Origin of the sequence: Rothia sp. HMSC08A08 (assembly GCF_001808385.1) — a bacterium.
Taxonomy (GTDB): domain Bacteria; phylum Actinomycetota; class Actinomycetes; order Actinomycetales; family Micrococcaceae; genus Rothia; species Rothia dentocariosa.
This window is the reverse complement of the sequence record NZ_KV793079.1, coordinates 39715-60855: the sequence shown is the minus strand read 5'-3', so window position 1 is coordinate 60855 and position 21141 is coordinate 39715. Positions and strand designations below refer to the sequence as shown.

18 protein-coding genes are annotated in these 21141 nt (G+C 56.0%); 12 read left to right on the top strand and 6 right to left on the bottom strand.

Translation table 11 applies throughout. The annotated features are described in order from the left end of the window. Positions 1-344 precede the first annotated feature (344 nt). The 3 genes from HMPREF3164_RS08995 to HMPREF3164_RS08985 form a co-directional block, all read right to left on the bottom strand. Positions 345-1586: an MFS transporter gene (locus HMPREF3164_RS08995; RefSeq protein ID WP_048754961.1), complete on the bottom strand. Its 1242-nt coding sequence runs from the start codon at positions 1584-1586 to the stop codon at positions 345-347. Next, positions 1555-2388 (bottom strand): HesA/MoeB/ThiF family protein, encoded by an 834-nt coding sequence (locus tag HMPREF3164_RS08990; RefSeq protein WP_004005782.1) that lies wholly within the window; start codon positions 2386-2388, stop codon positions 1555-1557. The genes HMPREF3164_RS08995 and HMPREF3164_RS08990 overlap by 32 nt, the downstream gene beginning before the upstream one ends. 591 nt (positions 2389-2979) lie before the next feature. Then, a complete protein-coding gene (locus tag HMPREF3164_RS08985; protein WP_238382423.1) occupies positions 2980-4755 on the bottom strand; it encodes an AAA domain-containing protein in 1776 nt (591 codons plus the stop codon). A 102-nt stretch (positions 4756-4857) separates the two neighbouring features. Between HMPREF3164_RS08985 and HMPREF3164_RS08980 the strand changes: the two genes are divergently transcribed. Then, entirely contained in the window at positions 4858-5082 is a 225-nt protein-coding gene (locus tag HMPREF3164_RS08980; RefSeq protein WP_004005780.1) for a hypothetical protein, read from the top strand. Positions 5083-5154: 72 nt separating this feature from the next. Here the strand turns inward: HMPREF3164_RS08980 and HMPREF3164_RS08975 are convergent, their stop codons facing one another. The 3 genes from HMPREF3164_RS08975 to dacB all read right to left on the bottom strand — a co-directional run bounded on the left by HMPREF3164_RS08975 (position 5155) and on the right by dacB (position 10445). Beyond that, the gene (locus HMPREF3164_RS08975; protein ID WP_070450618.1) at positions 5155-5772 is read right to left on the bottom strand and encodes a recombinase RecJ; all 618 of its coding nucleotides are present in this window, start codon (positions 5770-5772) and stop codon (positions 5155-5157) included. A 154-nt stretch (positions 5773-5926) separates the two neighbouring features. Next, the gene (locus HMPREF3164_RS08970; protein WP_070450616.1) at positions 5927-8680 is read right to left on the bottom strand and encodes a DEAD/DEAH box helicase; all 2754 of its coding nucleotides are present in this window, start codon (positions 8678-8680) and stop codon (positions 5927-5929) included. A gap of 133 nt (positions 8681-8813) precedes the next feature. Continuing rightward, positions 8814-10445: a D-alanyl-D-alanine carboxypeptidase/D-alanyl-D-alanine endopeptidase gene (gene dacB, locus HMPREF3164_RS08965; protein ID WP_246822665.1), complete on the bottom strand. Its 1632-nt coding sequence runs from the start codon at positions 10443-10445 to the stop codon at positions 8814-8816. A gap of 236 nt (positions 10446-10681) precedes the next feature. Here dacB and ppa point away from each other — a divergent pair, with 236 nt between their 5' ends. The 11 genes from ppa to HMPREF3164_RS08910 all read left to right on the top strand — a co-directional run bounded on the left by ppa (position 10682) and on the right by HMPREF3164_RS08910 (position 20991). Beyond that, the gene (gene ppa, locus HMPREF3164_RS08960) at positions 10682-11167 is read left to right on the top strand and encodes an inorganic diphosphatase (protein WP_070450612.1); all 486 of its coding nucleotides are present in this window, start codon (positions 10682-10684) and stop codon (positions 11165-11167) included. A gap of 391 nt (positions 11168-11558) precedes the next feature. After that, positions 11559-12701: a hypothetical protein gene (locus HMPREF3164_RS08955; RefSeq protein ID WP_246822664.1), complete on the top strand. Its 1143-nt coding sequence runs from the start codon at positions 11559-11561 to the stop codon at positions 12699-12701. A gap of 41 nt (positions 12702-12742) precedes the next feature. Then, complete coding sequence (locus HMPREF3164_RS08950; protein ID WP_070450610.1) at positions 12743-13375, top strand: hypothetical protein; 633 nt, start codon at positions 12743-12745, stop codon at positions 13373-13375. Positions 13376-13639: 264 nt separating this feature from the next. Then, on the top strand, positions 13640-13867 hold the full coding sequence (locus tag HMPREF3164_RS08945; protein WP_004005772.1) for a helix-turn-helix transcriptional regulator: 228 nt from the start codon (positions 13640-13642) through the stop codon (positions 13865-13867). Continuing rightward, positions 13860-15044 (top strand): type II toxin-antitoxin system HipA family toxin, encoded by a 1185-nt coding sequence (locus HMPREF3164_RS08940; protein ID WP_070450608.1) that lies wholly within the window; start codon positions 13860-13862, stop codon positions 15042-15044. Before HMPREF3164_RS08945 ends, HMPREF3164_RS08940 begins: the two co-directional genes overlap by 8 nt. A gap of 188 nt (positions 15045-15232) precedes the next feature. Next, positions 15233-16360, top strand: coding sequence for a zinc-dependent metalloprotease (locus HMPREF3164_RS08935; protein ID WP_070450606.1), 1128 nt, complete (start codon positions 15233-15235; stop codon positions 16358-16360). A 314-nt stretch (positions 16361-16674) separates the two neighbouring features. After that, positions 16675-18225 carry an ATP-binding protein gene (locus HMPREF3164_RS08930; protein ID WP_070450604.1) on the top strand — a complete coding sequence of 517 codons (1551 nt, stop codon included), beginning with the start codon at positions 16675-16677 and terminating at the stop codon, positions 18223-18225. A gap of 79 nt (positions 18226-18304) precedes the next feature. Then, positions 18305-19501, top strand: coding sequence for a tRNA lysidine(34) synthetase TilS (gene tilS, locus HMPREF3164_RS08925; protein WP_070450602.1), 1197 nt, complete (start codon positions 18305-18307; stop codon positions 19499-19501). Positions 19502-19643: 142 nt separating this feature from the next. Continuing rightward, on the top strand, positions 19644-19880 hold the full coding sequence (locus HMPREF3164_RS08920; RefSeq protein WP_070450600.1) for a hypothetical protein: 237 nt from the start codon (positions 19644-19646) through the stop codon (positions 19878-19880). A 177-nt stretch (positions 19881-20057) separates the two neighbouring features. After that, a complete protein-coding gene (gene hpt, locus HMPREF3164_RS08915; RefSeq protein WP_048753308.1) occupies positions 20058-20609 on the top strand; it encodes a hypoxanthine phosphoribosyltransferase in 552 nt (183 codons plus the stop codon). A 178-nt stretch (positions 20610-20787) separates the two neighbouring features. Continuing rightward, a complete protein-coding gene (locus HMPREF3164_RS08910; protein WP_070450598.1) occupies positions 20788-20991 on the top strand; it encodes a type II toxin-antitoxin system HicB family antitoxin in 204 nt (67 codons plus the stop codon). Positions 20992-21141: the final 150 nt, after the last annotated feature.

The window sequence follows — 21141 nt, the reverse complement described above, 5'->3', positions numbered from 1 at the left end:
AGGTTTGTGCGAATTCAACTCGGGGGTTGAGCTTTGTGAGTTCGTCCGACAGCGCAGTGAGTGAGTGCTGTGCGGAACGTTGAATAAAGGTTAGAACGAACACCTTCCTATTATGCCGTAAAACCTTCAACAAGCTGCGTAAGGTTCGCCGTAATACCGGCAACATTTAAAACCCCAAAAATACGCATTGATAAGGCGAATTATCGCGAGCATGCACTGTGTGCAGAAATCCTCAAAAGGACGTAGAACACCCCCGAAAGGAAAATAATTTTCATGCAAGTGCACGTTGAATTATTCGCTTTCGGGGGCGTTGAGCGGAGTTGATAGACGGGGCTATCGTGGAACTACTGTGCGTTCGTTACCTGCGAGATATGGGGCAGCTGACGTAGCGGCTTCTGGAATACCATCACCACCAGCGACAGGAAAATGAACACCGCGTAGAACAGCGCCGTGTACGTAATGCCCCAATCAACAATGAGGAAGCCTGCCAGCAGAACAGCCAGCGGGGTCAGCGCCATGTTCGGGATGCCCTGCACCGAGTGCACGCGACCGATCATGTGCTCCGGGGTGGATGCGTTAATGTACGCAATGATGCTCGAATTGAAGGAGGGAAGCACAATACCCGCCAACACAATCAGCAGGCACACCGCCCACAGCATCGAATGAACCACCGGCAGCAACAGGTAGCAGGCCGACATGATGGCCAGGGAGGTGATACCGAGCGGGCCGAGCGCAAACTTCTCGGTCAGCGGGCCGACTAGGAACGAACCGAGCAACACGCCCACACCGAAGGCGCTCGCAAAGATGCCGATGAAGAGCGGGTGTGCGCCCTCCAGGGTGTAGTAGTAGATGAAGGTGAGCGGAATGCCGACCGTTCCAAAGTTTGCAAGCGTTGAAACGAACGCAATGGACACCAGCACCTTGTTTTTCAGGATGTACTCGAAACCGGCTTTTGAGTCCTGCCAGAAGCTGGTTTTCTCGCCCTCCTCCTCTTCCGCGGGCTGCCGACTAGCGCCGTAGCTCTTGGGTGCGACGATGAACGCCAGCAGGTTGACGACCGCGTGAACTGCGGTCATGAGCACGGTCGAGAAGCCGATAATGATGCCGGCGACCGGGCCGCCCAGCAGGTTGGCGGTGGACTCGCGCGTCTCGCCCATACCGGAGGCGTACCCCAGGTGTTCCTTGGGGACTACGCGGGTGATGATGGACTGTTCACTCGGGTAGTCGAAGGTGGAAATGATGGCGGCGAGAGAGATCGTGATCACCAAAACGTAAATGTTGGTGACGTTGAAAACGAGGTAGAGAAGAATCGCTATCCAGGACAGCGACTGGCCGATACAGGACAGTGCCAGGCACTTTGAGGGGCCGATTCTATCGACCCACGTTCCAGATACAGCTCCGGCGCAGGTGGCGAGAACACCCGCGACGAAGAGGGTGATACTCGCAGCTTCGGGGGAGCCGGTTAGCGCCAAAATAATGATGGGCGTGGTGATATAGCTCATCGAGTCTGAGAGCTGGTTGGCCCCAATGGCGAAGAGAGTATTTCGAAAATCTCTATTCTTGAGTAGCTCGGTGTTGACACTCATGGGGGATCTCCACTGTGTATGAATTACTGTAATCGAACATATTTTGATGTATTGCTTTACCTAAACTTTGCGGCTTAAGTTTGGCAAGATACCTAATTCCTTCATATGCGGCAAGTGATCCAGATATAAGGACTATAGGAGATATTGCAGCATTTATCTCTGGAACTTTATCTGTATGAGCTTCCTCGTAACCTAGACGAGTCATATTTCGTAGATTACTTTCACGGATGCATCTATAGCATCCTGTAACCTTTGGGTCGTAGATGCAACAATTAATTATTGGGCCATTGTAGCTTGCATCAATCCATGGTTTACCAGATTTTAATGAAGCATCAGAGAACCAAAATGGTATATCGTCTGGACTGTCAGCGCAGCGATACACTAGGTCATATTCGTTAAAATATTTAATGAGGTCATCAGAGGAAGTAATTTTCTTATCCTCGGATGTAATAAGAATTTTTGAATTTATTTTTTGGAGATTTTTCATGGCAGCCGTTGATTTTTTGAGCCCAAGGTCTTTTTCTGTGTATAGAATTTGCCTATTGAGATTCGACTCTTCAACATTGTCAAAATCAACTATGTGTATTTGAGATACTCCTGAAGATGCTAAGTTCATGGCCACGGATCCGCCAATTCCGCCAAGACCTACAATTACAATTTTCGAGGAGGACAGAATATTTTGCACCCGAAAAGGGTCGCTACTTCCTGAAGTGTCAATCCAAGAAAAGAATTCACGACTTCTTGAGTACCTATTAGATTTTGTAGATGATTTAAGGAAGAATCCATCTTCTATGTGACCCATCGTTATGAGTGATTCTATAATCTTCCTTGAATTTTTAGGAGTTAATCCTAAAATTTTTGATGTCTTTATAACTACCTCATCTATCGTGTATTCTCCTGTTAAGATCTCATTTAGGTTCTTAAAATTTCCCGAGGGGTCATGAATTGTGTTTGATATGCCTTTCTGGAGGTGGTTATTTACTGTCCGCCTACACGATGTGCCGGAGGACGGAGACCACCATGAGCCCTCTTGAGCTCATCTTCGGATGAGGTAATCAAATCCTGAATATCGAGTTCCATTGGTGTTCCTTTCGACAGATAGTCATCTATGGCTATCGAATCTTGGCTGAGCGATTCAGCTCAACCCCCAACATCTGTTGGTGTCTTAAATCATAGTGGAGATATGAGTCATATGCATGAACTCATGTTGAAAAACTTTCCTCATTTTGAGTATTGACATTAGGGTTAGGTTGACTATAATTCATTCTTGGTGCTTCCACCCAACCGAACCCTGAATGAACCCGGCTGAACCCGATTCCGGGCACGCCAAAGACGCCCGCCACCGGTCAGCCCCGCAACGCAGCGGGCAGGGGCGGGGGAGCACAGAAGAGCACTACTCCACCAGGCCCGCGAAGCCCGACAGAGCCAGCACCTCCTCAACATCCTGCGGCACCGAACGCGCCACCCACGGCGAATGCACCAACACCGCCCGCCACTGACCGCGCGACACCGCCACATTCAAACGATTCGGCGAGAGCACAAACCCGGCACCGCGCCCAGAATCAACCCGCGACGACGCCAACGACACCAACACCACCGCAGCCTCCTGACCCTGGAACTTATCCACCGTACCCACACGCACGCCAGCACCCGAAGAATCAGCCAGACCAGCGGCAATCAGCGCCTCACGCACACAATCAACCTGCGCGTTATACGCCGCCACCACAATGCAATCCTCCGCCGCCAACGGGCGCGGCGCAGCACCAGCTGCCGGAACCCACTCACGGCCCAACAACTCGCGCACGCAATCCACCACCGCCTGCGCCTCCTGCACAGAACGCACCGAACAGCCCACATGCTCCACCGGATACGACACCACACCCGGCGCAACACCCTGCAGGGCGCGACCAGCCGTCGCCGCCGCGCTCGCCAGCGCGCCATCATAGGACAGCCACGAAACCCGCTCGCACAGCGCCGAATCCATACGCCACGACTCACCCAAGAAATAGCCACAACGAGGATCCAGCGCCGCCGCCCCATCAGACAACCAACCCAGCGCCGAAACATCCACCGGGTACGGATGAACACCCGTCGACACCTGCGGCAACTGCTGCGGATCGCCCAGCAGCAGCACCGAACGCGCCGCACGAGCTGCCGCCACCGTATTTGTCAGAGAGAACTGGCCAGCCTCATCAACCACCAGCACATCCAACGACCCGGCAGGCACACGACGCTCACTCACGTAATCCCACGCCGTGCCGCCAAACAGCAAACCGCCCGCACCAGAAATCAGCTCCACCAGCTCAGAATCAGACACCTCAGACCACGGGGCGGGGGTCACCGACTTACCGCGCAGACGCACCGCACGCGAAACATCAAAACCATCACGGGCACAGCACGCCAACATAAGATTCTCAATCACCGCATGCGACTGAGCCACCACGCCCACCTTCGCGCCCTCCGCCACCAGGCGCGCAATCACGTGTGAGGCGAGGAAGGTCTTACCCGCACCGGGAGGGCCCTGAACCGCCACATAGGAATGGTCGAGAGCGCGAACCGCCGCGTGCACGGCATCCACCGTGGGCAGGTCAGAGGTGGGAAAATCAACCTCACGGGGTAGATTTTCTGCATTTTTGGCGTTCAAGGCGTTCTTCTTCAGGCGCGGCACACGGCGGAACAGCAAATCCGCGGATGCGCTCTCCACCCCCGTCAGCGAAGCCGCCGCATCGAGCACGCTCGGCAGGGTGCTGGGGGAGGCGGGAGCCTCGGAAGGATCAGAATCTTCACCGGATGCGGGGAGGTCAGGCATCAGCGCGCTAGGCATGAGAGTACCGTCGAAAAGCAGCCCGTGCACATCAGCCTGCAGGGCCGCCTCAATCGTCGCCATAGACACCGGATCGCCAGGACCAATACCCGAAGGCAGGGCACCGTGCGGCTCATCCTTCACGCGGATGCGCTCCTGCAGAAGCACCTCTAGGAACTCGCCGGTCGACTCTTCGACAGCCTCTGCGGCAGTCTCTTCGGGGTCCGCAGAATCCTCAGATCCGGCACGGAAACCGCCCTGCGCCACCGCCAGCACGCGCATGCCAAAGAAACCCGTCGCCGCCAACTCAGCGGGCACACGCTCACCCGGATTCGACGCACGGAAATAATTCAGCTGCGACTCCATACGGTCCAGATGAGGTATCTGATGAGAACGATGAGGCTACTTCCAACAGTGAGCCGAACACGGTAAACTGAGATAACTAATGGTGAGGGAAGGGAACGTGCTATGAGTACTCACACTGCTGAAGGACTATATAGCTCCGTCATGCGCAATGGAAAACCTGCACGTTTACGTTCTGATTATAAGAAGGTCGTAGATACCGAAGTTGGTGAGCTACGGCGAAGCATTTCTCAGCAGGTCAAAGAACGTCAGCAAAGCAAGTTTCAAGATTCTCCACAGCCTTGGTGGACAACGGTGGTGAATCCGATTCGTAATATTTTTAATCGGTAGATTATCAATATTGAGGTTTATACCTGCATAACGTAGTGAGGTCATCCAGATAATCTGGATGACCTCATCGTTTTATTTTGTCGGGCTGGCAGAATCCAGCCGGTTGAGCAGGTCGAGTACCGCCGGGCGTGCCGCCTGCTCTTCGTGCCAGAGCGAGCGCATGAGCGTGCGGCTGACTGCTTGGGTGGTAATGCCGAGCGCCTGTGCAACTGCCCGCTGTTGCCCGCGGACCCCGGGAACCAGTAGATCGACGACCCGCCATTCGGCCTCGGTACGGTCGGAACATACCCGATACAGCAGGCGTGTGAGCCCCGAAGCCATGTCTGCGACTGCGCGATTGTGTGCCGATACCGCAATACCGCGGGCGGGGGCGCCGGTGCGTGCCGCCTCCACGGCGAGCCGTGAGAATTCGAGGGCGTCGCCGGTGCAGTCGTTCGTGCTGACCGTTCCCAGTGCCCCGGCGAATCGGGGAATGCGTAGCTCGCCAACTCCGATGCCAACCCAGAATCCCTGCTCGCGCGAAGCATACAGGGCCGCCTGCAGGGCGTCTGCGGAACTCTCGAAGGCACCCTGAATTTCGTCCGGATAGGTTTGTGCGAATTCAACTCGGGGGTTGAGCTTGGAGAGCTTGTCGAGAAGCGCAGGCAATGAAACCTGGGGGGAACGTTGGATGAAGGTTAACACGAACACCCCTCCATTATGCCTGAGCGCCTCGGGTTTTGATAGGGTTTCGCAGCACGGGTTGGCAGGGGCAAGCACGCCCGGGCGATGCTGTTTCTCACAATCGCGCCGGATTTGGCACCGATGACCGGGCGCGCCGCATAAAACTGTCTAATATGCCTTGTCAGCACTCGAATGCGGGTGATCCCCAGGGGGTGGCGGAGCGTACCAAACCCAGGTATCCGCCCAACGCCAAGAGTTCGGGGATGCTCTGCGGCACGAACCGGTGCAGGCTGTCGGATGCGACCAGCACGGAACACCACTGCCCGCGTGAGAGCGCCACGTTCAGGCGGTTAGGGGAGAGCAGAAATTCTGCGCCTCGCCCCGATATTCCGGCATTTGAGGAGGCCATTGACACGATCGTCACCGGCGCCTGCTGACCCTGAAACTTATCAACGGTCCCTACGCGCACGCCGTGACCGTCCGCATCCAGAAGCCCGGCGTGGCGCAGATGCTCCGCAACCGTATCGACCTGCGCGTTATAGGCGGCGACCACCACAATATCTTCGCCGGTGAGCTCGCGTGCAGGCTGATTCGCCCCGGGAGTCCATAAAGCACCCACGAACTCGCCCGCTAGGCGCGCGACGGCTGCCGCCTCTACTTCGGAACGTACGGTGCAGTGCTCGTGATGAACGCCGTACATATACAGCCCAGGATCGGAGGGCAGAACGGATTCTTCACGCTCAGGAACCTTGAGGATGCGCTCGCTCGCCGCCGCTGCCGAGTGCAGCTTCCCGCTGTAGGACAGCGCGGAAACCGGTGCGCACAGCTGCGGGTGCATACGCCAGGTGACTTGCAGAAAATAACCGAATGCAGCGGGCAGTACCGACTGCCCGCTGGACAGCCAGCCCAGCGCCGAGGTATCCAGCGGGTACGGATGCTCACCCACCGCAACCTGCGGCAGCTGCTGCGGATCACCCAGCAGAAGCAGATTCCGTGTGGCCCTTCCAACCGCCAGGGTGTTAGCGAGCGAGAACTGCCCGGCTTCGTCAATAACGAGCAGGTCGAGCGAGCCCTCAGGAATACGGTTCGGATTCGCAAAATCCCAGGCGGTCCCGCCAAAAAGAACGCCGGGCGAAGCTCCGGCACCGGATTTTTCGCCGCCGAGCCCACCGGATTTATCTAATAAAGCGGTCAGATCTTTATCACTGACCTCAACCCAGGGGTAATTGGGGAGCTGAGATTTGCCCTTGGCGCGCATCACCCGCTCGGCGGGAAACAGGTTACGTTCCAGGCACGCGGTCAGCATATTCTCCACGACGGCGTGAGACTGCGCCACCACACCCACTTTCGCGCCCGCCGCAACCAACCTGGCGATCACCTGCGACCCCAAGAAGGTCTTGCCAGACCCGGGCGGGCCTTGAACCGCCACATAGGAACGGTCAAGGTCACGAACCGCCGCGAGCACCGCCTCAACAGTGGGCAGCTCGGCGTGAGAAAACTCCGTCTCTTGGGGCAGGCTCTCGCGGGTTTTGAGCCGCGGCGGGCGGCGTTCGATAAGGTCAAGCGTCCCGGTCGCGGCAACGTTGGGGAACGAGCCTTCAGCCTCGACCGCTACGCGCACAAGCGACGCCTCTAACTGTTTCGTTGTCACGGGTGCGCCCGGGGTGAGCCCCAGCGGGAAGGCCGCATGTTCTTCATCGTTCACACGGATGCGCTCGGCAACTACCATCACAACACGCTGCCCGCCGCCTGTCGCCAAAGTAGCGTCCTCTGCAGGTTCGCCCGGTTCCTCATACGGTTCGAGAGACATAATTTTTGCCCCGAAAAACCCGAGTCTATGCAGTGTATCTGGCACGCGGACCTGCGGGTTAGTCGCGCGAAACGCCTCCACCTGGGAATCGATGCTTTCGTATGCCTTCGCAGGCGCATCGTCGGCACTATAAAGCAGATAATGCCCGGTATCGTCGGCCTTGAGAGTGTGCGAATCCGCCAGGGTAGCGACCGCGCGCAGAGTACGCATTTTCGCCCCGCGCACGCGCTCCCAATCGGTTGCGGTCTCAACACTCTCGAAAATCACGCAATTGCGCGTATTCGCCCAATTCTCGTAGGGCTCGTGCAGGCGGCGCAGATGATCCCGCCAAAACGGCGCCTTTTCGCGGCGATAGAAATCGACACCGGAGAGGAGCATCGCCAACCGGGAATTTTCGGCAGATAGCCCCCGATTCTTCTGATTCTGCTTTTCGAGCTCGGCAAGGCGTTCCCGCAGGCGCTCAAGCTGAGCGTACTCTTCATCATCGTCGGCAGGGACGGCAGGACGCACCCGGTACGGATGCTGTGCCTTCGCGGGAATGCCCTCAAACGTCGATTCCGCCGCGGAGTCACCGGAATCCGCCCAGGATTCTTCGCCTGAATCATCGCTGCTATGAGGGACGAGCTCTGGCTCGTCAAGCGTTTCGGATGCGCCAGCTTCGGCCTCCACACGTGCCGCGCACGCCGGGCAGTCACCGCAGCTCAGCAGATCGGGAATATCGGTGAGCGCTATACCCTCCCGCCATGATGCGCGCAAAAATTCGTAGCGTTCCGTGAGGGTTTCCAGCACCGGGATCAGCCGCGCGAGCGGGTAGCGTTCCGTGCCCTGCGCGGTGTGTACTTCCACCTCGGCAGCCGCCGCATTCCCCGTGTCTGTGCCGCATGAAGCCTGTGCTGCATCCAGAAGTGCCACGACTTCTGGGTTTAGCTGGGGCGCACCGCTATCACTACGCACGACATGAGAGAACTCGCTCGCGGTGGCGTCGTGTTCGTTCTCCCGGGTGCCTGCCGTATGCCGCGAAAAATCGGCGTAGAGCGCCGTCTCGCAGTGGTGAACACGCAAAAGCTCCGTAACGGCGACTCTCGGCAGATCGTTGGGCACGGATGCGGCAGAGGGTGAAGACACGAAACTATCCTTCGGAACGGGGTGAGTGAATATGCGCGAATAACCGCAGGGGTGCTTGTGATGCGTGGGTGCTGTATGCCCGCGGACGTACTCGGCAGTCAGATAAATATACAATACTTTGCATATTCGTGCTCTACTTCGAGCTGGGAACCTCGGCTGGATTTTGACCCACTGCCTGGGAAGGTGCATCCTCCTGCGGCACGTTCTCACCGGCAGGCGAAGCGGAAGGCGAACCATTCGGGGCCTGCGAGGAATTCGGGGCGGAACCCGAACCTGTCGCATCGGGAGACGAAGATGAACCCGGTACCTGTGAGCCCGAAGGTGCGGGCGTTCCCGTGGGGTTCGCGGGAGGCTCGGTACGCGCCGCCACAATCGCCGCGGCGCTATCAACCGTATCCTTCGCGCCGGGCAGAGCTTCCGCACCGCCGACATCGTTGAGCAGGCTCACGAAAATCAGGCGTGTGCCGTCTGGGCGGGTCGCATACCCCGATAGTGAAATGGCCGTGAACAGCGTGCCGGTCTTTGCCGCCACATGCCCGCGCGCATACTTATTCGCTTCTCCGCTAAAACGATCCTTGAGCGTACCCGAAACACCCGCAACCGGGAATCTGCGCTCAAGCTCTTCATGCTTCGGATGCGCCGCCAACGCCCCCAAGGTTTGCGCCAGCGTGCGTGCCGTCACCCGGTTCTGCAGGGACATACCGCTCACATCAGCCTGCACCAGCCCGGTAACCGAAATCTTCGCTTCCTGCAGTTTCTCGCGCACAAGTTTCTGCGCCTCGGATGCGCTGCCCTCACGCCCCGCAGCGATCGCCATATTGCGCCCTAGCACCTCGGCGAGCACATTATCGGACTCTAACATCATCACAAAGGCCTGATCGAGCGCGGACGCCGACTGAACCTGAGCGATCTGCTCAGCATCGGCCTCACGGGGGCGGCGGTCGGCAACCGTAAATACGTACCCTGCTTTGACCTCTGCATGCTCTTCACTCGCCTTATTGAGCACCTTCACGAACGCTTCTAGGGCGGCGATTCCGGCGTCTTGCGGGCGTGCCGGTTTATCGGGGGTGGACTGCCCGGGCACGGTGTGTGAGGCCAGCGCGATCGGGTTAATCGGGGTGATCTGCCCGGATTCGAGGTCGCCGGGCTCCCAGCCGGGGTTTGTCGCGGAACCCGTGTAAATCGTGGTGTCGAGGTAGACGGGGAAGGTGCCGTGCGCGACCTTGCGTTCGTTCATCTGCTGTACGGTATCCGCAGCGAGCGTGCTCAGCCCGGCGCGCATCGTCGGCGAACCCGCGGTGGCCGGTTCCGTGGCTCCTTCCACGAGCAGAGTATCGCCGCCTGCCACCAGAAACAGCCCATTTTTACCCTGCGCCACCGAGGTTGTGAAAATGCGTTCCGGCGCGGTCTGCACGAGCGCAAAATAGGTCAGAATCTTCAAATTCGATGCGGGCAGGCGCGGGGTATCCGGGGCATCCACATAGAGTTCACGTGTGCCGTCGAGGGCAGTCACAAGCATGGAATGGGCGGGGTAGGTGCGCTCCTGAAAGAGCTTGTCAAGCTGGGTTTTCAGGTCTTGAATCTGCTGAGTATTCAGCACCGGAGTGGGGCTCGGCGTGGGGGTGACCGACGGGGTTACGGATGCGGTGCCGCTCTGCGACTGTCCGCCGCTTGGGTTTGAGCATGCGGCAAGGAATAGCGCGGGTGCTGCACCGAGCAGGGCGCGGCGAGTGAACGGGGTGTTTATCGGTTGGGGTGAACGCATCTTAAGAGCATAACGAATTCCGCCGCGAAATACCGAGCCGGTTACGCGCATCGCGAGGACTACACGCTACCAGCTCGCCTGGAGATAGCGTGATGATGTTCGCGGCAACGTATTCGAAAGCACGATTTTTGTGGCATTGAATGGGTGTTGTGCACGCGTTCAGGGGGTACAATGGGGGAGTTGTTCGCCGCCTTGATGCGCGGTGCAGAGGCTTACATTCATAGAAAGAGGCTCCCATGGAACTCGACGTCACGATTGAAATCCCCCGCGGCTCCCGGGTGAAGTACGAGATAGACCACAAAACCGGTCGTCTGTATCTAGATCGCGTGCTGTTCACCTCAATGCAGTACCCCACCGCATACGGCTACTTTGAGAACACACTCGGCGAGGACGGCGATCCGCTGGACGCCATGTTGGTTCTAGACGTTGATATTGTTCCCGGTGTGATCGTGGAGGCTCGCCCGGTTGCTGTATTTAACATGACTGACGAGGCTGGTGGCGATGCGAAGGTACTGTGCGTGCCCACCGATAAGCGCTACGATCACATCAAGTCGCTGGCGGACGTGCCCGAGCAGCTCAAGGCTGAGATTCAGCACTTCTTCGAGCGTTACAAGGATCTGGAACCCGGCAAATGGGTGAAGGGCGAAGGCTGGGACGACATCGCCGCGGCAGAGAAGATGGTTCAGGAGGCGATCGACCGCTTCGCTGCCGAAGGCCACTAGGTCTTACTCACGTTCCTGTTAACATCGGGAGCGGTTTCTTCATTCGGGAGCACTTTATTTGCTCCCGCATGAAGAAACCGCTCCCGTTTGTATTAGGGGGGGGGCAAGAGCGGTTCTTGTGGTTGCTATTATGGAGCCGCAGTTTTCCCGAGGAGCTTTATTAAAAATTAATTTTATTGTCGTTGCACTGCGCTACGTGAACGTATAGTGTGGGAAATAATACGCTGTTCATTAAATCTTTTATATGCATGCAGAGACGGATAATTAGCCCATAATCTGGGTATCTGTACGCGATATAGCATTATGTATTTCTTAATTAAGAGTTTGTTGTGCGCCAAAATTTGCAGCATATGACGTCCTTGAAATAGATACGCCGTGGTGAGGAGTATAAATGAAAGGCTTGATATGTGAATGTCGAAATGCCATTCGTTTAACTGCCACGGCAGGGGTTTCTGCGATTTTCGCGGGTGCTGATGTTGCTGCGCGGGCTACTGCCCCGAACGTAATGCGCAAGGTTCTTGATATCAAAAATGTAAGTAATACGTCGTACGGCACTATTGGCAAAACTAAGCCCGTTGTCGCCCTGCTAACGCGCGTGTTAGCTCTGACCGACACAATAGCGGAATATAGTAAAGCCATTGGGTTGAGCCGAAAAACGAAGCGGCTTTGGGATAGTGTGTCTGGTCTGGGGAGCGCTGTCCGTCAGAGGACCTTGTCGATGAGGTCGGTGAATGCGCCGCAAATCCTTGGGAAGCAATACTCACCCTTGAAGGAGTTACCTCAGCCTGCCTTCCAGAGGCTATCTTCGCAACTTTATGTGGTATCACTCGTTTGGGGCAGCGTGTCTATGTTGCGTGGAGGGCGCACGAAGGAGCGTCAGTATACGCCGGATCATTCAGAGTATGTAGCGTTGACGAGTGCACTGAAGGGTGGTTATTTCAGTGGTTTTTTCGAATCGTTCTGTGTCTTTTTCGTGATTCTCGGTGCTCGGGCTGTTGTACCAGCTTTAAAGCTTTCTGCGCTGTCTCTTCCGCGGCTGCAGATCGCTGGTATCGTGTGGATTTCCTACCTCATCTTTCCGCTAGTACTCGTATTGGTGCAGCGTCCGTTGGTGGTGCGTGCGCAGCATCCCTCTCCGGGAGGGTTGCTATTCGCTGCATGCGATATCTTAGTGCCGCCGCTGGTGTATCTGGTGGTAACACTAGGGATGTTTCAGGATGTAGGCAAGGCGGCAACAGTAGGTTCCTGTGCCTTAGTTTTCTATCTGATTTACGCGGCATGGCTTAAACCCTGGAAGCCTGGTTTCACCCGTACCCAAGTGCGCCACAAAATTCAAGAGACTAAACGGATGACCCGTGAACTGGTGGGCGATATCGCGCAGGAGTACGCCGGGATGATGCAGGAACGTGCTGCGATTATGCAGAAGTATGCCGAGGTTGACGACCCAGCTATTAAGAACCTATTTCTGCCGGGTAATCGCTACCGTATACCTCTCAAATATGAAAAACGAGGAGCACTTCCGCGTAAGCGGTGAAAACACTCCAACACGTGGAGAATGCGGGAAGGAAGACGTACATGAAGAGTAGTCAGTATACGCCGGATCATCCAGAGTATGTACCGCTGAGCGTTGTGTTGATGAGTGTTTATTTCGCTGGTTTTTTCGAGTCGTTCTGTGTCTTTCTCGTGATTCTTGGCAGCGGGGCTGTTGTGTCCGCCTTGGGGCTTTCTGCCCTGTCCCTCTCTTTGTATCAGGCGACTAAGACCGTACTGATTTCTTACCTCATCTTTCCGCTAGTACGCGCATTGGTGCAGCGTCCGTTGGTGGTGCGTGCACAGCACCCCTCTCCAGGAGGGAGGCTGTTTGCTGCATACGAAATCTTAGTGCCTCCACCGGTGTACTTGGTTGTGGCACTGGCAGTAACTCAAGATATAGGGCGAGCAGTCGTGGTGGGGGTCTGTGCCTTAGTTTTCTATCTGGCCTACGCGGCACGGTTTAAGCCCTGGAAGCCTGGTTTCACTCGGACAGAGGTGCGCAGCAAGATTGAGCAGACCAAGCAGATGACTCGTGAGATGTTTGGTGAGGCTGCGCAGGAGCGTGCTGAGACGATGCAGAAGAGCGCTGAGGTTGATGACCCTGCGGTCAAGGATCTGTTCCTGCCGGATAATCGCTACCGTATGCCTCTTGATCATGACGAGAGGCGTTCCTAGCTCGCTTCTTTCTTACGCTGCACCTGCTAGTGCATCTGCATGTTTCGGGAGCGGTTTCTTTATTTGGGAGCACCTTAAGTGTTCCCAAATAAAGAAACCGCTCCCGCTTGTGTATGAGTGTCTTCTCATCTAGAGAACCTCAAAATTTTTCCGAAAAATAGTTCGTATTTACTGTATTTTTAGTCTCCCTGCGGTGTAAAATTCTTAAAACCGAACTATTATTCGTATTTTTAAGGGGGATGCGGCCATCATGCCGCACACACGATGGCTTTTCATGCAGAAGAGTTTGCTCAGAACTTCGGGCAGCGAGTGCGGCGCATCCGTAAGGAAGAGCGGCTTACCCAGCTGGAACTTTCCTATATGGTGGGTGTAAGCGATAAAACGATTCGTGATATTGAACGTGGTAAGCCGGGACCATCTTTTGGGTCTGTGCTCAAAACCGCTGAAGTGCTGGGTATATACCTCGTTGTAGAAGGTGCAGATCATGCCTAATCCAGGACTCCTCAGGGCAGACATCTATAAAGCGGGACATCTAGCCGCGCGGCTCACACAGCACAGTGATTATTCTGTTCACTTTGCTTATTTACCGGGGTATACAGGTGAACCTCTTGCCTGGTCGTTACCTTTAGGTATAGAGCGGGTGACACCTCAGAGCACTCTTCCTAATTTCTTTGCTAATCTCTTGCCGGAGGGATACCGCCTGAACGCCCTTGCAGCGAGCCTAAAAACCAGCAAAAGCAATGAATTGGGTCTTCTCCTAGCCTTGGGAGCAGATGTGCCGGGAGATATACAAGTTGTTCCTGCAGGCGAGGTACCGCTGGAAGTACCAGCTGTTCTTGTTACAGATGCTGAATCGGTATCATTTCACGACTTGATGGGGGTAGTGGACCGTAAAAGTTTGCCCGGTGTGCAAGCAAAACTCAGTGCCCGTGTGAGCGCCCTTATGCGAACCCTGCCGGTAAATTGGAATAGTGAAGAAGCCCTTCTCAAAATAAGTCCTGACCGTATCCCACATTTGGTTGAAAATGAGTTTGAACATTTACGTGCCGCACATGCTCTCAAAATTCCTGTGGCGCAAAGCGTGTTAGTGTCTGATCGAGAAGGTGTTCCAGGAATCTTAGTTTCACGATTTGACCGTGGGCCTTCTGGTGAACGCTACGCTCTTGAAGACGCGGCTCAAATTCTAGATATTCCCCCAGTCGCCAAGTATAGTGCAGACGGTGACGTTACCAGCGAATCTCTTCTGACAGCAGTGGCAGAACGCGCGGCATCCCCTGCGCTTGCTGCTCGTAATATATATGTGCAATTTCTATATGCCTGGCTTACCGGTAACGGGGATTTACACGCTAAAAATATTTCTTTGCTTAAAACCCCGAAGAAAGGTTGGCAAGTGGCACCAGTTTATGATGTGCCAAGTTCTTGGGTTTACTTCAAAGATGATATGGCGCTGAGTATAAATTCACGTGTTAAAAATTTGAAGAAACGCGATTGGGATGCATTTGCCTACCACGCAGGAATTCCTGAGAACCTGCAACGCTACTTGCATAAAACTGCTATAAAGGCAGCCTCTAGTGTGTCCTGGGATCGATTGCCGTTCACCGGCTCACAACGGTATGGGGTGGAGCGGGAGCTGAGCCATCGTCGGTGGGAATTAGAGAAACATTTGTAGAATACGCCTGTGTTCCCGTTAATTCCGGGAACGGTTTCTTCATGCGCTGAGGGGCGTGATAACCGAGTACGCGAGGTATCACATAACAATCTGAAGCTGGCGAGAAAACGAGCCAAGTTGAAAACCGCTCCCACTTTTACCCCCTGAGTATGAGGCTTCACCTCAGCACAGTTCGATACACTGTGCATATGAGCGAGAACAACACACAGAACCTGCTAAATGTTGAGCGCATCGCCAAAATCGTGGGCAGCCTGGCGCCCGCCGGGCCGCGCATGAAGCCCCAGGAGATGGCTGGCGTGGTCGCATCTTTGCGCAAAGCGGCGGAAGAATCCGTGGACCATGTGCACCGCATCACCGGGCTTGATGCGGCACAAGACCTGCGCGACTCCGAGGTTTTGGTGGTTGATCGAAGTACCTGGGCGAAGGCGAACGCACAGGCGTTTTCGATCATGCTCGTACCCTTCGTCAAGCCCGCATTCGAGAAGATCCAGCAGAAAAAACCGCATGCTGACCTGAATAAACTCCAAGAAGGGCTGGCCTTCGAGGTCGGTGCCGTGCTCTCGTTCCTCTCCACCAAAGTGCTTGGGCAATATGAACCCTATGCGGCGCTGGCAGGGTACGGGCAGCCGGGCGGTCGTCTGATGCTGATCGCACCGAATGTGGTCGCCGTTGAGCGTGAACTCAACGTTGAACCCGAAGATTTTCGCTTGTGGGTGTGCCTGCACGAGCAGACGCATCGGGTGCAGTTTGCCGCCGCGCCGTGGCTGCGCGACTATTTTCTCGCCAAGATTACGGAGCTGGGCGATAGCGCCGCCAGCACCTTCGACCTCAAAGATACGTTCCGTGCCGCAGCCCAGGCCCGCGCCGAAGAACCCGGGGAGGGGCGGGCGCATCCTGTGAAAGAAGCCACCGCGAAGGCACGCAAAATCGCGAGCGAGCTGACAGCCATTATGAGCCTGCTGGAGGGGCACGCAAACGTGGTGATGGATGCCGTGGACGCCCAGATTGTGCCGACCGTCAAGACGATTCGCCGCAGGTTCAACCGCCGCAGCTCAACCCAGAAGTTCCTCACGAAGCTTATTTACCGTCTGCTGGGCATGAACAAAAAGATGGCCCAGTACCGCGATGGGCAGAAGTTCGTGCAGCATGTTGTGGATACGGTCGGCATGGAACGCTTCAACGTCGTGTGGGAGCGACCCGAGAACCTGCCGACCGAGCGGGAGATTCACAACCCGGACGCCTGGATCAAGCGTGTGCTGGACGAGGATGCTAAGGCGGTCGTGGCTGGTGGTAGAGACGAAGAGAATACCGGGTAATCCCAGAACGGGTTATATGACAAAACCGCGTGTTTCGTGACAATTTTTTGTCACATAAAATGTCACGAAACGCGGGAGTGCTCGTGGGTGCATAAACCCGTAAATCCCCGGTACAAAGCGGGACTAATCGCTATGAGTCTTTGTGTTTATATGACAAAATTACGTGACAAAACTCTAGATTTACATGACTTTTTGTCACGTAAAACCCTTTTACGTGACACTTTATGTGACAAAATGCCCTGTTATATGACAAAATTTGTCGTATAACATGTCACGTAACAAAATTCTGTCAACATTAGGGGAACACCAGAACTATGGAGTGGACTGCAGAACATATTACGACGGCCCTTAATGCTCTTCGCTCTCACGGTGGTGACAGCCCCTACCTCGAACTCAAAAAAGCCAGCGGCGGCATGCCTCAAAACTTAGGTCCAACTCTGTGCGCTTTCGCAAATATGCCTGACGGCGGAACCCTCATTCTCGGAGTCGATGAAAAAGACAATTTCGCCATTACGGACATTGAAAAACCGGCACAACTTCAGGCAAGTATCGTATCGCTGGCTCGCAATAATATCTCCCCATCACCGTACATAGAGTTTTCTACCCCGGTTCTTAACGGCAAAACTGTTCTCGTCGCCGAGGTACAAGGATTACCCATCGGCGATAAACCAGCCCGCTACAAAGGCAAAGCATATTTGCGGCAGGCTGATGGAGATTACCCTATGAACGATGCCGAACTGCGGATGCTCGAAGTCGCCAAATTTCACGCTGACGAGCAGGTTTCTTATGATGAAGCCCCCGTACCCGGCACCAGCGCGCAGAATCTCGACCAATCGCTCACCCAGGAATATGTGGGAGCCATCCGCCAAACAAGCCGACGTCTGCGTGAGAAAAGCGATACTGACATACTGCGCCAGACAAGCGTGACAACTGCATCCGGTGAACTTACCCTTGCTGGACTTTATGCGCTCGCGAGTTACCCGCAGGGTCCACGCCCGGCACTCGAGGCAACCGCAGCCGTCATCCTTCCGGCAGATGCTCCCGGGCGGCACCAAAACCTGCAAACATTTGATGGGCCCCTCCCCGAAATGCTCAGCGATATGCTCCGCTGGACGGAAGGGAACCTACCTACCACCGCCTACTACGGGGACGACGGCAACCTCAGGAACGTTCCCATCATTCCACTTGCTATCGCCCGAGAGATTATCGCTAATGCGCTTGTACACCGGAACTTGGGACCCTACACCTTGGGACTGGGCAAAAGCGTTCATGTGCGAATCCTGCCGGATCGCCTCGTGGTCGAAAGCCCTGGAGGCGTTATCGGATTGTCTGTCCGTCAACTGGAAAGCTCGGAGCATGCGCAGGTTGCAGTGAATCAGCGTCTCTACAACATTGTGCGTCATCTGCGCACACCCGACGGAGCTCAAGTTATCGAGGGCGAAGGCGGTGGAATCCGTGAGGTTCTTGAACTCGCGCACACCTACCAGCTTCCCAAGCCGCAATTCATCAATACGGGTGTCAAATTCAAGGTTATTATTTTCTTTCCTAAAACATCGGTCAGCCATGTGATACCTGAAGTATCTCGGCGCTCGTATAGTGCCCCTCAAACGGTAACAGACCTTCCCCGACCCCACGAACCAGAACCTAGCGCTGTTTATCCAACACTAAAATCGCTGAAGAACGCCCAGGTGGTCATGGATGCTTTTGAAGGGCAAGACCGATCCGTCACCGAAATTTCGCGGTTCACCGGGTTAACGGCGCGACAGGTACGCTACGTCCTTCACGCACTTATGCGTGAAGGATACGTGGAAATGGACGCATCGGCGGGACCGCGGAATACGGTGTATCGTCTCATCACACCATAACTACCGTGAATCGCCCCAGGAGGGGGGGATTCTTGCGGAATTGTCTGTAGACGGCATATACAACAGAGAAGGACAACACATGCAACATGGACGGCAGGGGCGGCTGCATCCGGCGGTGGGGAAGGCTCGCCGGGAACTGGCTCGCGCGCTGACGAACCTGCTGGGTGAAGGCGCCATCAAGGGGACCGGGCGTGCGCGGCGAGGCTCGACCGTATCGCAGCAGGGCGCAGAAACCGAGAAGCCCCTCGTGCTGGTTGCGTGCAGCGGCGGGCCAGATTCGCTCGCGCTTGCCTGTATTGCCGCGCACTTTGCGCGTCGTTCCGATGTGCGTGTGGGCGCCGTCGTGGTCGATCACGGACTGCAAGCCGACTCCGCCGAGGTTGCCGCAGCCACCGTAGAAACCCTCACGAACCTGGGGCTATATCCCGTGCTCACGGAGCGCGTGCAGGTTCCGCAGGGCAGCATGGGTCCCGAAATGGCGGCGCGCACCGCCCGCTACGGCGCCTTTGAACGCGCAGTGCAAGATACCGGCGCACGGGCTGTTCTGCTGGGTCACACCCTTGACGACCAGGCGGAAACCGTGCTCCTGGGGCTTGGGCGCGGCTCGGGCACACGTTCCCTCGCCGGAATGCCGCCCGCGCGCATCGAAAATGGAGTCACCTACCTGCGCCCCTTCCTTACTCTGCGCCGCGCCGATATGCTGAATATTTGCGAAGCCGAAGGTGCCACCCCCTGGAACGACCCCACTAACACCGATCAGACGCTCATGCGCGCTCGCATTCGGCACACAATCCTGCCGTTCCTGCAAGAGCATCTTGGTGGGGATGTGGCACTCTCTCTGGCGCGAACCGCCGCAGTCGCCGGGCCTGACGCCGAATATTTGGATGCGCTCGCTGCCACCGAGTACACCCGCCTGAAGCTGCCCGCTGGAGTTCATCTGCCGGACATTCCCGGGGCTGATACGGTGTCCGGCGACCACTCCACGGAGGCCGCCTCTGAGAAACCTACTCCCACAGTTATTACCCTGAACCGCGCGGAAACGGCGGCACTGCATCCTGCCCTCCGGATGCGCGTGCTCGCCCTGGCGACCCGCGCCGTGCAGGGGGAGAACCCCGGGTTTGAGCGGCTGCAGGCGCTTGACGAGTTCGTCGCCGAGCACGCCACTGCCGGGCCGGTGCAGCTGCCCGGGCATGTGAGCGTCTACCGCCGCCGCAGGGTGCACGATCCCCGCACCGATACACGCGTGGATGCACTGGTACTTATTTCCCAGCGGTAAGAGAAAACCTTCGACTTCATAATTCAGTTATTGTGTTGCAGCTCTCAAAGCGACTACAGTGCAGTGTTAAAATAGCAGGGTACTGAAAACCCTTAAATCTCGATATATCACAAGGATTCAGCGGCACGCGGAAGGAAAAAGTATGGGACTTTTTGGCAGCGATAAGAACCCGAGGGCGGAACTTGCCGTTCTCTTCGCGAAGGCAGACGAACCGATGGAAGCCGCCATCGATTGGGCTCGTTCCGTAGCGGACAAGGCGGGTCTTGACCCCGCGAAGGATGAGGTTCAGCTGATTCGCGAGTTGCGCCGCACAGAGCTGAATCTTGATCTGAAAACCGCAACCTACCTGGTTGAGCAGACGGCGAAGGCGGCGCGGTAGCGGTTTATCCGTGTTTTCGGGAGCATTCTTCCAAAGCACCCCAGCAGACACCCGTGAAACGTAAGCCGCGCATCAGAATTTAAGTCATACTTAAAGCGGACCAAGAAAATATACTCGACCCGGCGGAACGTTTGGGCGGGTTCGGCGTGAAGACGCCCCGGCAAGAAAGAAGAATCCGTGCAGGCTCAAGACGTGCAGGACGATCTGAAGAACGTACTCTTTACCAAGGAAGAGATTAATGCGAAAGTTGCCGAGCTGGCGGCGCGCATCGACGAAGATTACGAAGGCAAAGACGTGCTCCTCGTGGGGGTTCTCAAGGGCGCCATTATGGTGATGGCAGACCTGTCCCGCGCGCTCAAGGGGCATTACACGATGGACTGGATGGCGGTTTCTTCGTACGGATCCGGCACGAAATCCTCGGGTGTGGTTCGTATTCTCAAAGACCTTGATACCGACCTGACCGATCGTAATGTGTTGATTGTTGAAGACATTATTGATTCCGGGCTGACTCTTGCGTGGCTGCAGCAGAACCTCAAATCGCGCGGCGCGGAATCTGTGGAAATCTGCACCCTGCTGCGTAAGCCGAAGGTCGTCAAGACTGACGTTCAGGTCAAATACGTGGGCTGGGATATCGAACCTGAGTTCGTGGTTGGTTACGGGCTCGATTTCGCTGAGAAGTACCGCAACCTCGACTGCGTGGCGACGCTACATCCGCACGTATACTCCTAAAACTCGGTCGTGCGCAGCGTGCGTACAAGATTTTGGTGCCCGCGCATCCAGAATTTTTATCAGGATGCGCGGGTCCGCTTATGCCTGCGCGCAGAGCTTCTCGAAACAGTGCGTTATCGCCTAGCCAATCCGCAGCCAGGGGTAAAGGTTTCCCTTGACGAGCTGTAGAGTGAAATCTATGAATAACGTGATGATTATTGATGGTCATAAGGCTGTCATTCAATACGATCTGGAAACAGACGTGCTGCGCGGTGAATTTGTTGGTTTGAATGGTGGCGCAGATTTTTACGCAGATAACGTTGCCGATTTGCACCGGGAAGGTATGACAAGCCTGCAAACCTTTTTGGAGGTATGCAGGGAACAGGGTCTGGGGACCGCCTAGACATACTTCTGCACGCCCGCACTGACTCCTTTTAGCCTTGAGGTGAAATGCCGCCGATGCAGGCGTAATCCGGCGGGGTTAGGGTACATTTAAAGTTGCATCTTTCTATCGTCACGGAGTGCTCCGGCACGCTGCGGCGCGTACCCGGCG

Bases quoted from the DNA above. Each gene is read 5' to 3' on its own strand.
- HMPREF3164_RS08995 (WP_048754961.1), bottom strand. From the start codon at position 1,586: ATGAGTGTCAACACCGAGCTACTCAAGAATAGAGATTTTCGAAATACT.
- HMPREF3164_RS08990 (WP_004005782.1), bottom strand. From the start codon at position 2,388: ATGGGTCACATAGAAGATGGATTCTTCCTTAAATCATCTACAAAATCT.
- HMPREF3164_RS08985 (WP_238382423.1), bottom strand. From the start codon at position 4,755: ATGGAGTCGCAGCTGAATTATTTCCGTGCGTCGAATCCGGGTGAGCGT.
- HMPREF3164_RS08980 (WP_004005780.1), top strand. From the start codon at position 4,858: ATGAGTACTCACACTGCTGAAGGACTATATAGCTCCGTCATGCGCAAT.
- dacB (WP_246822665.1), bottom strand. From the start codon at position 10,445: ATGCGTTCACCCCAACCGATAAACACCCCGTTCACTCGCCGCGCCCTG.
- ppa (WP_070450612.1), top strand. From the start codon at position 10,682: ATGGAACTCGACGTCACGATTGAAATCCCCCGCGGCTCCCGGGTGAAG.
- HMPREF3164_RS08955 (WP_246822664.1), top strand. From the start codon at position 11,559: ATGAAAGGCTTGATATGTGAATGTCGAAATGCCATTCGTTTAACTGCC.
- HMPREF3164_RS08950 (WP_070450610.1), top strand. From the start codon at position 12,743: ATGAAGAGTAGTCAGTATACGCCGGATCATCCAGAGTATGTACCGCTG.
- HMPREF3164_RS08945 (WP_004005772.1), top strand. From the start codon at position 13,640: ATGGCTTTTCATGCAGAAGAGTTTGCTCAGAACTTCGGGCAGCGAGTG.
- HMPREF3164_RS08940 (WP_070450608.1), top strand. From the start codon at position 13,860: ATGCCTAATCCAGGACTCCTCAGGGCAGACATCTATAAAGCGGGACAT.
- HMPREF3164_RS08935 (WP_070450606.1), top strand. From the start codon at position 15,233: ATGAGCGAGAACAACACACAGAACCTGCTAAATGTTGAGCGCATCGCC.
- HMPREF3164_RS08930 (WP_070450604.1), top strand. From the start codon at position 16,675: ATGGAGTGGACTGCAGAACATATTACGACGGCCCTTAATGCTCTTCGC.
- tilS (WP_070450602.1), top strand. From the start codon at position 18,305: ATGCAACATGGACGGCAGGGGCGGCTGCATCCGGCGGTGGGGAAGGCT.
- HMPREF3164_RS08920 (WP_070450600.1), top strand. From the start codon at position 19,644: ATGGGACTTTTTGGCAGCGATAAGAACCCGAGGGCGGAACTTGCCGTT.
- HMPREF3164_RS08910 (WP_070450598.1), top strand. From the start codon at position 20,788: ATGAATAACGTGATGATTATTGATGGTCATAAGGCTGTCATTCAATAC.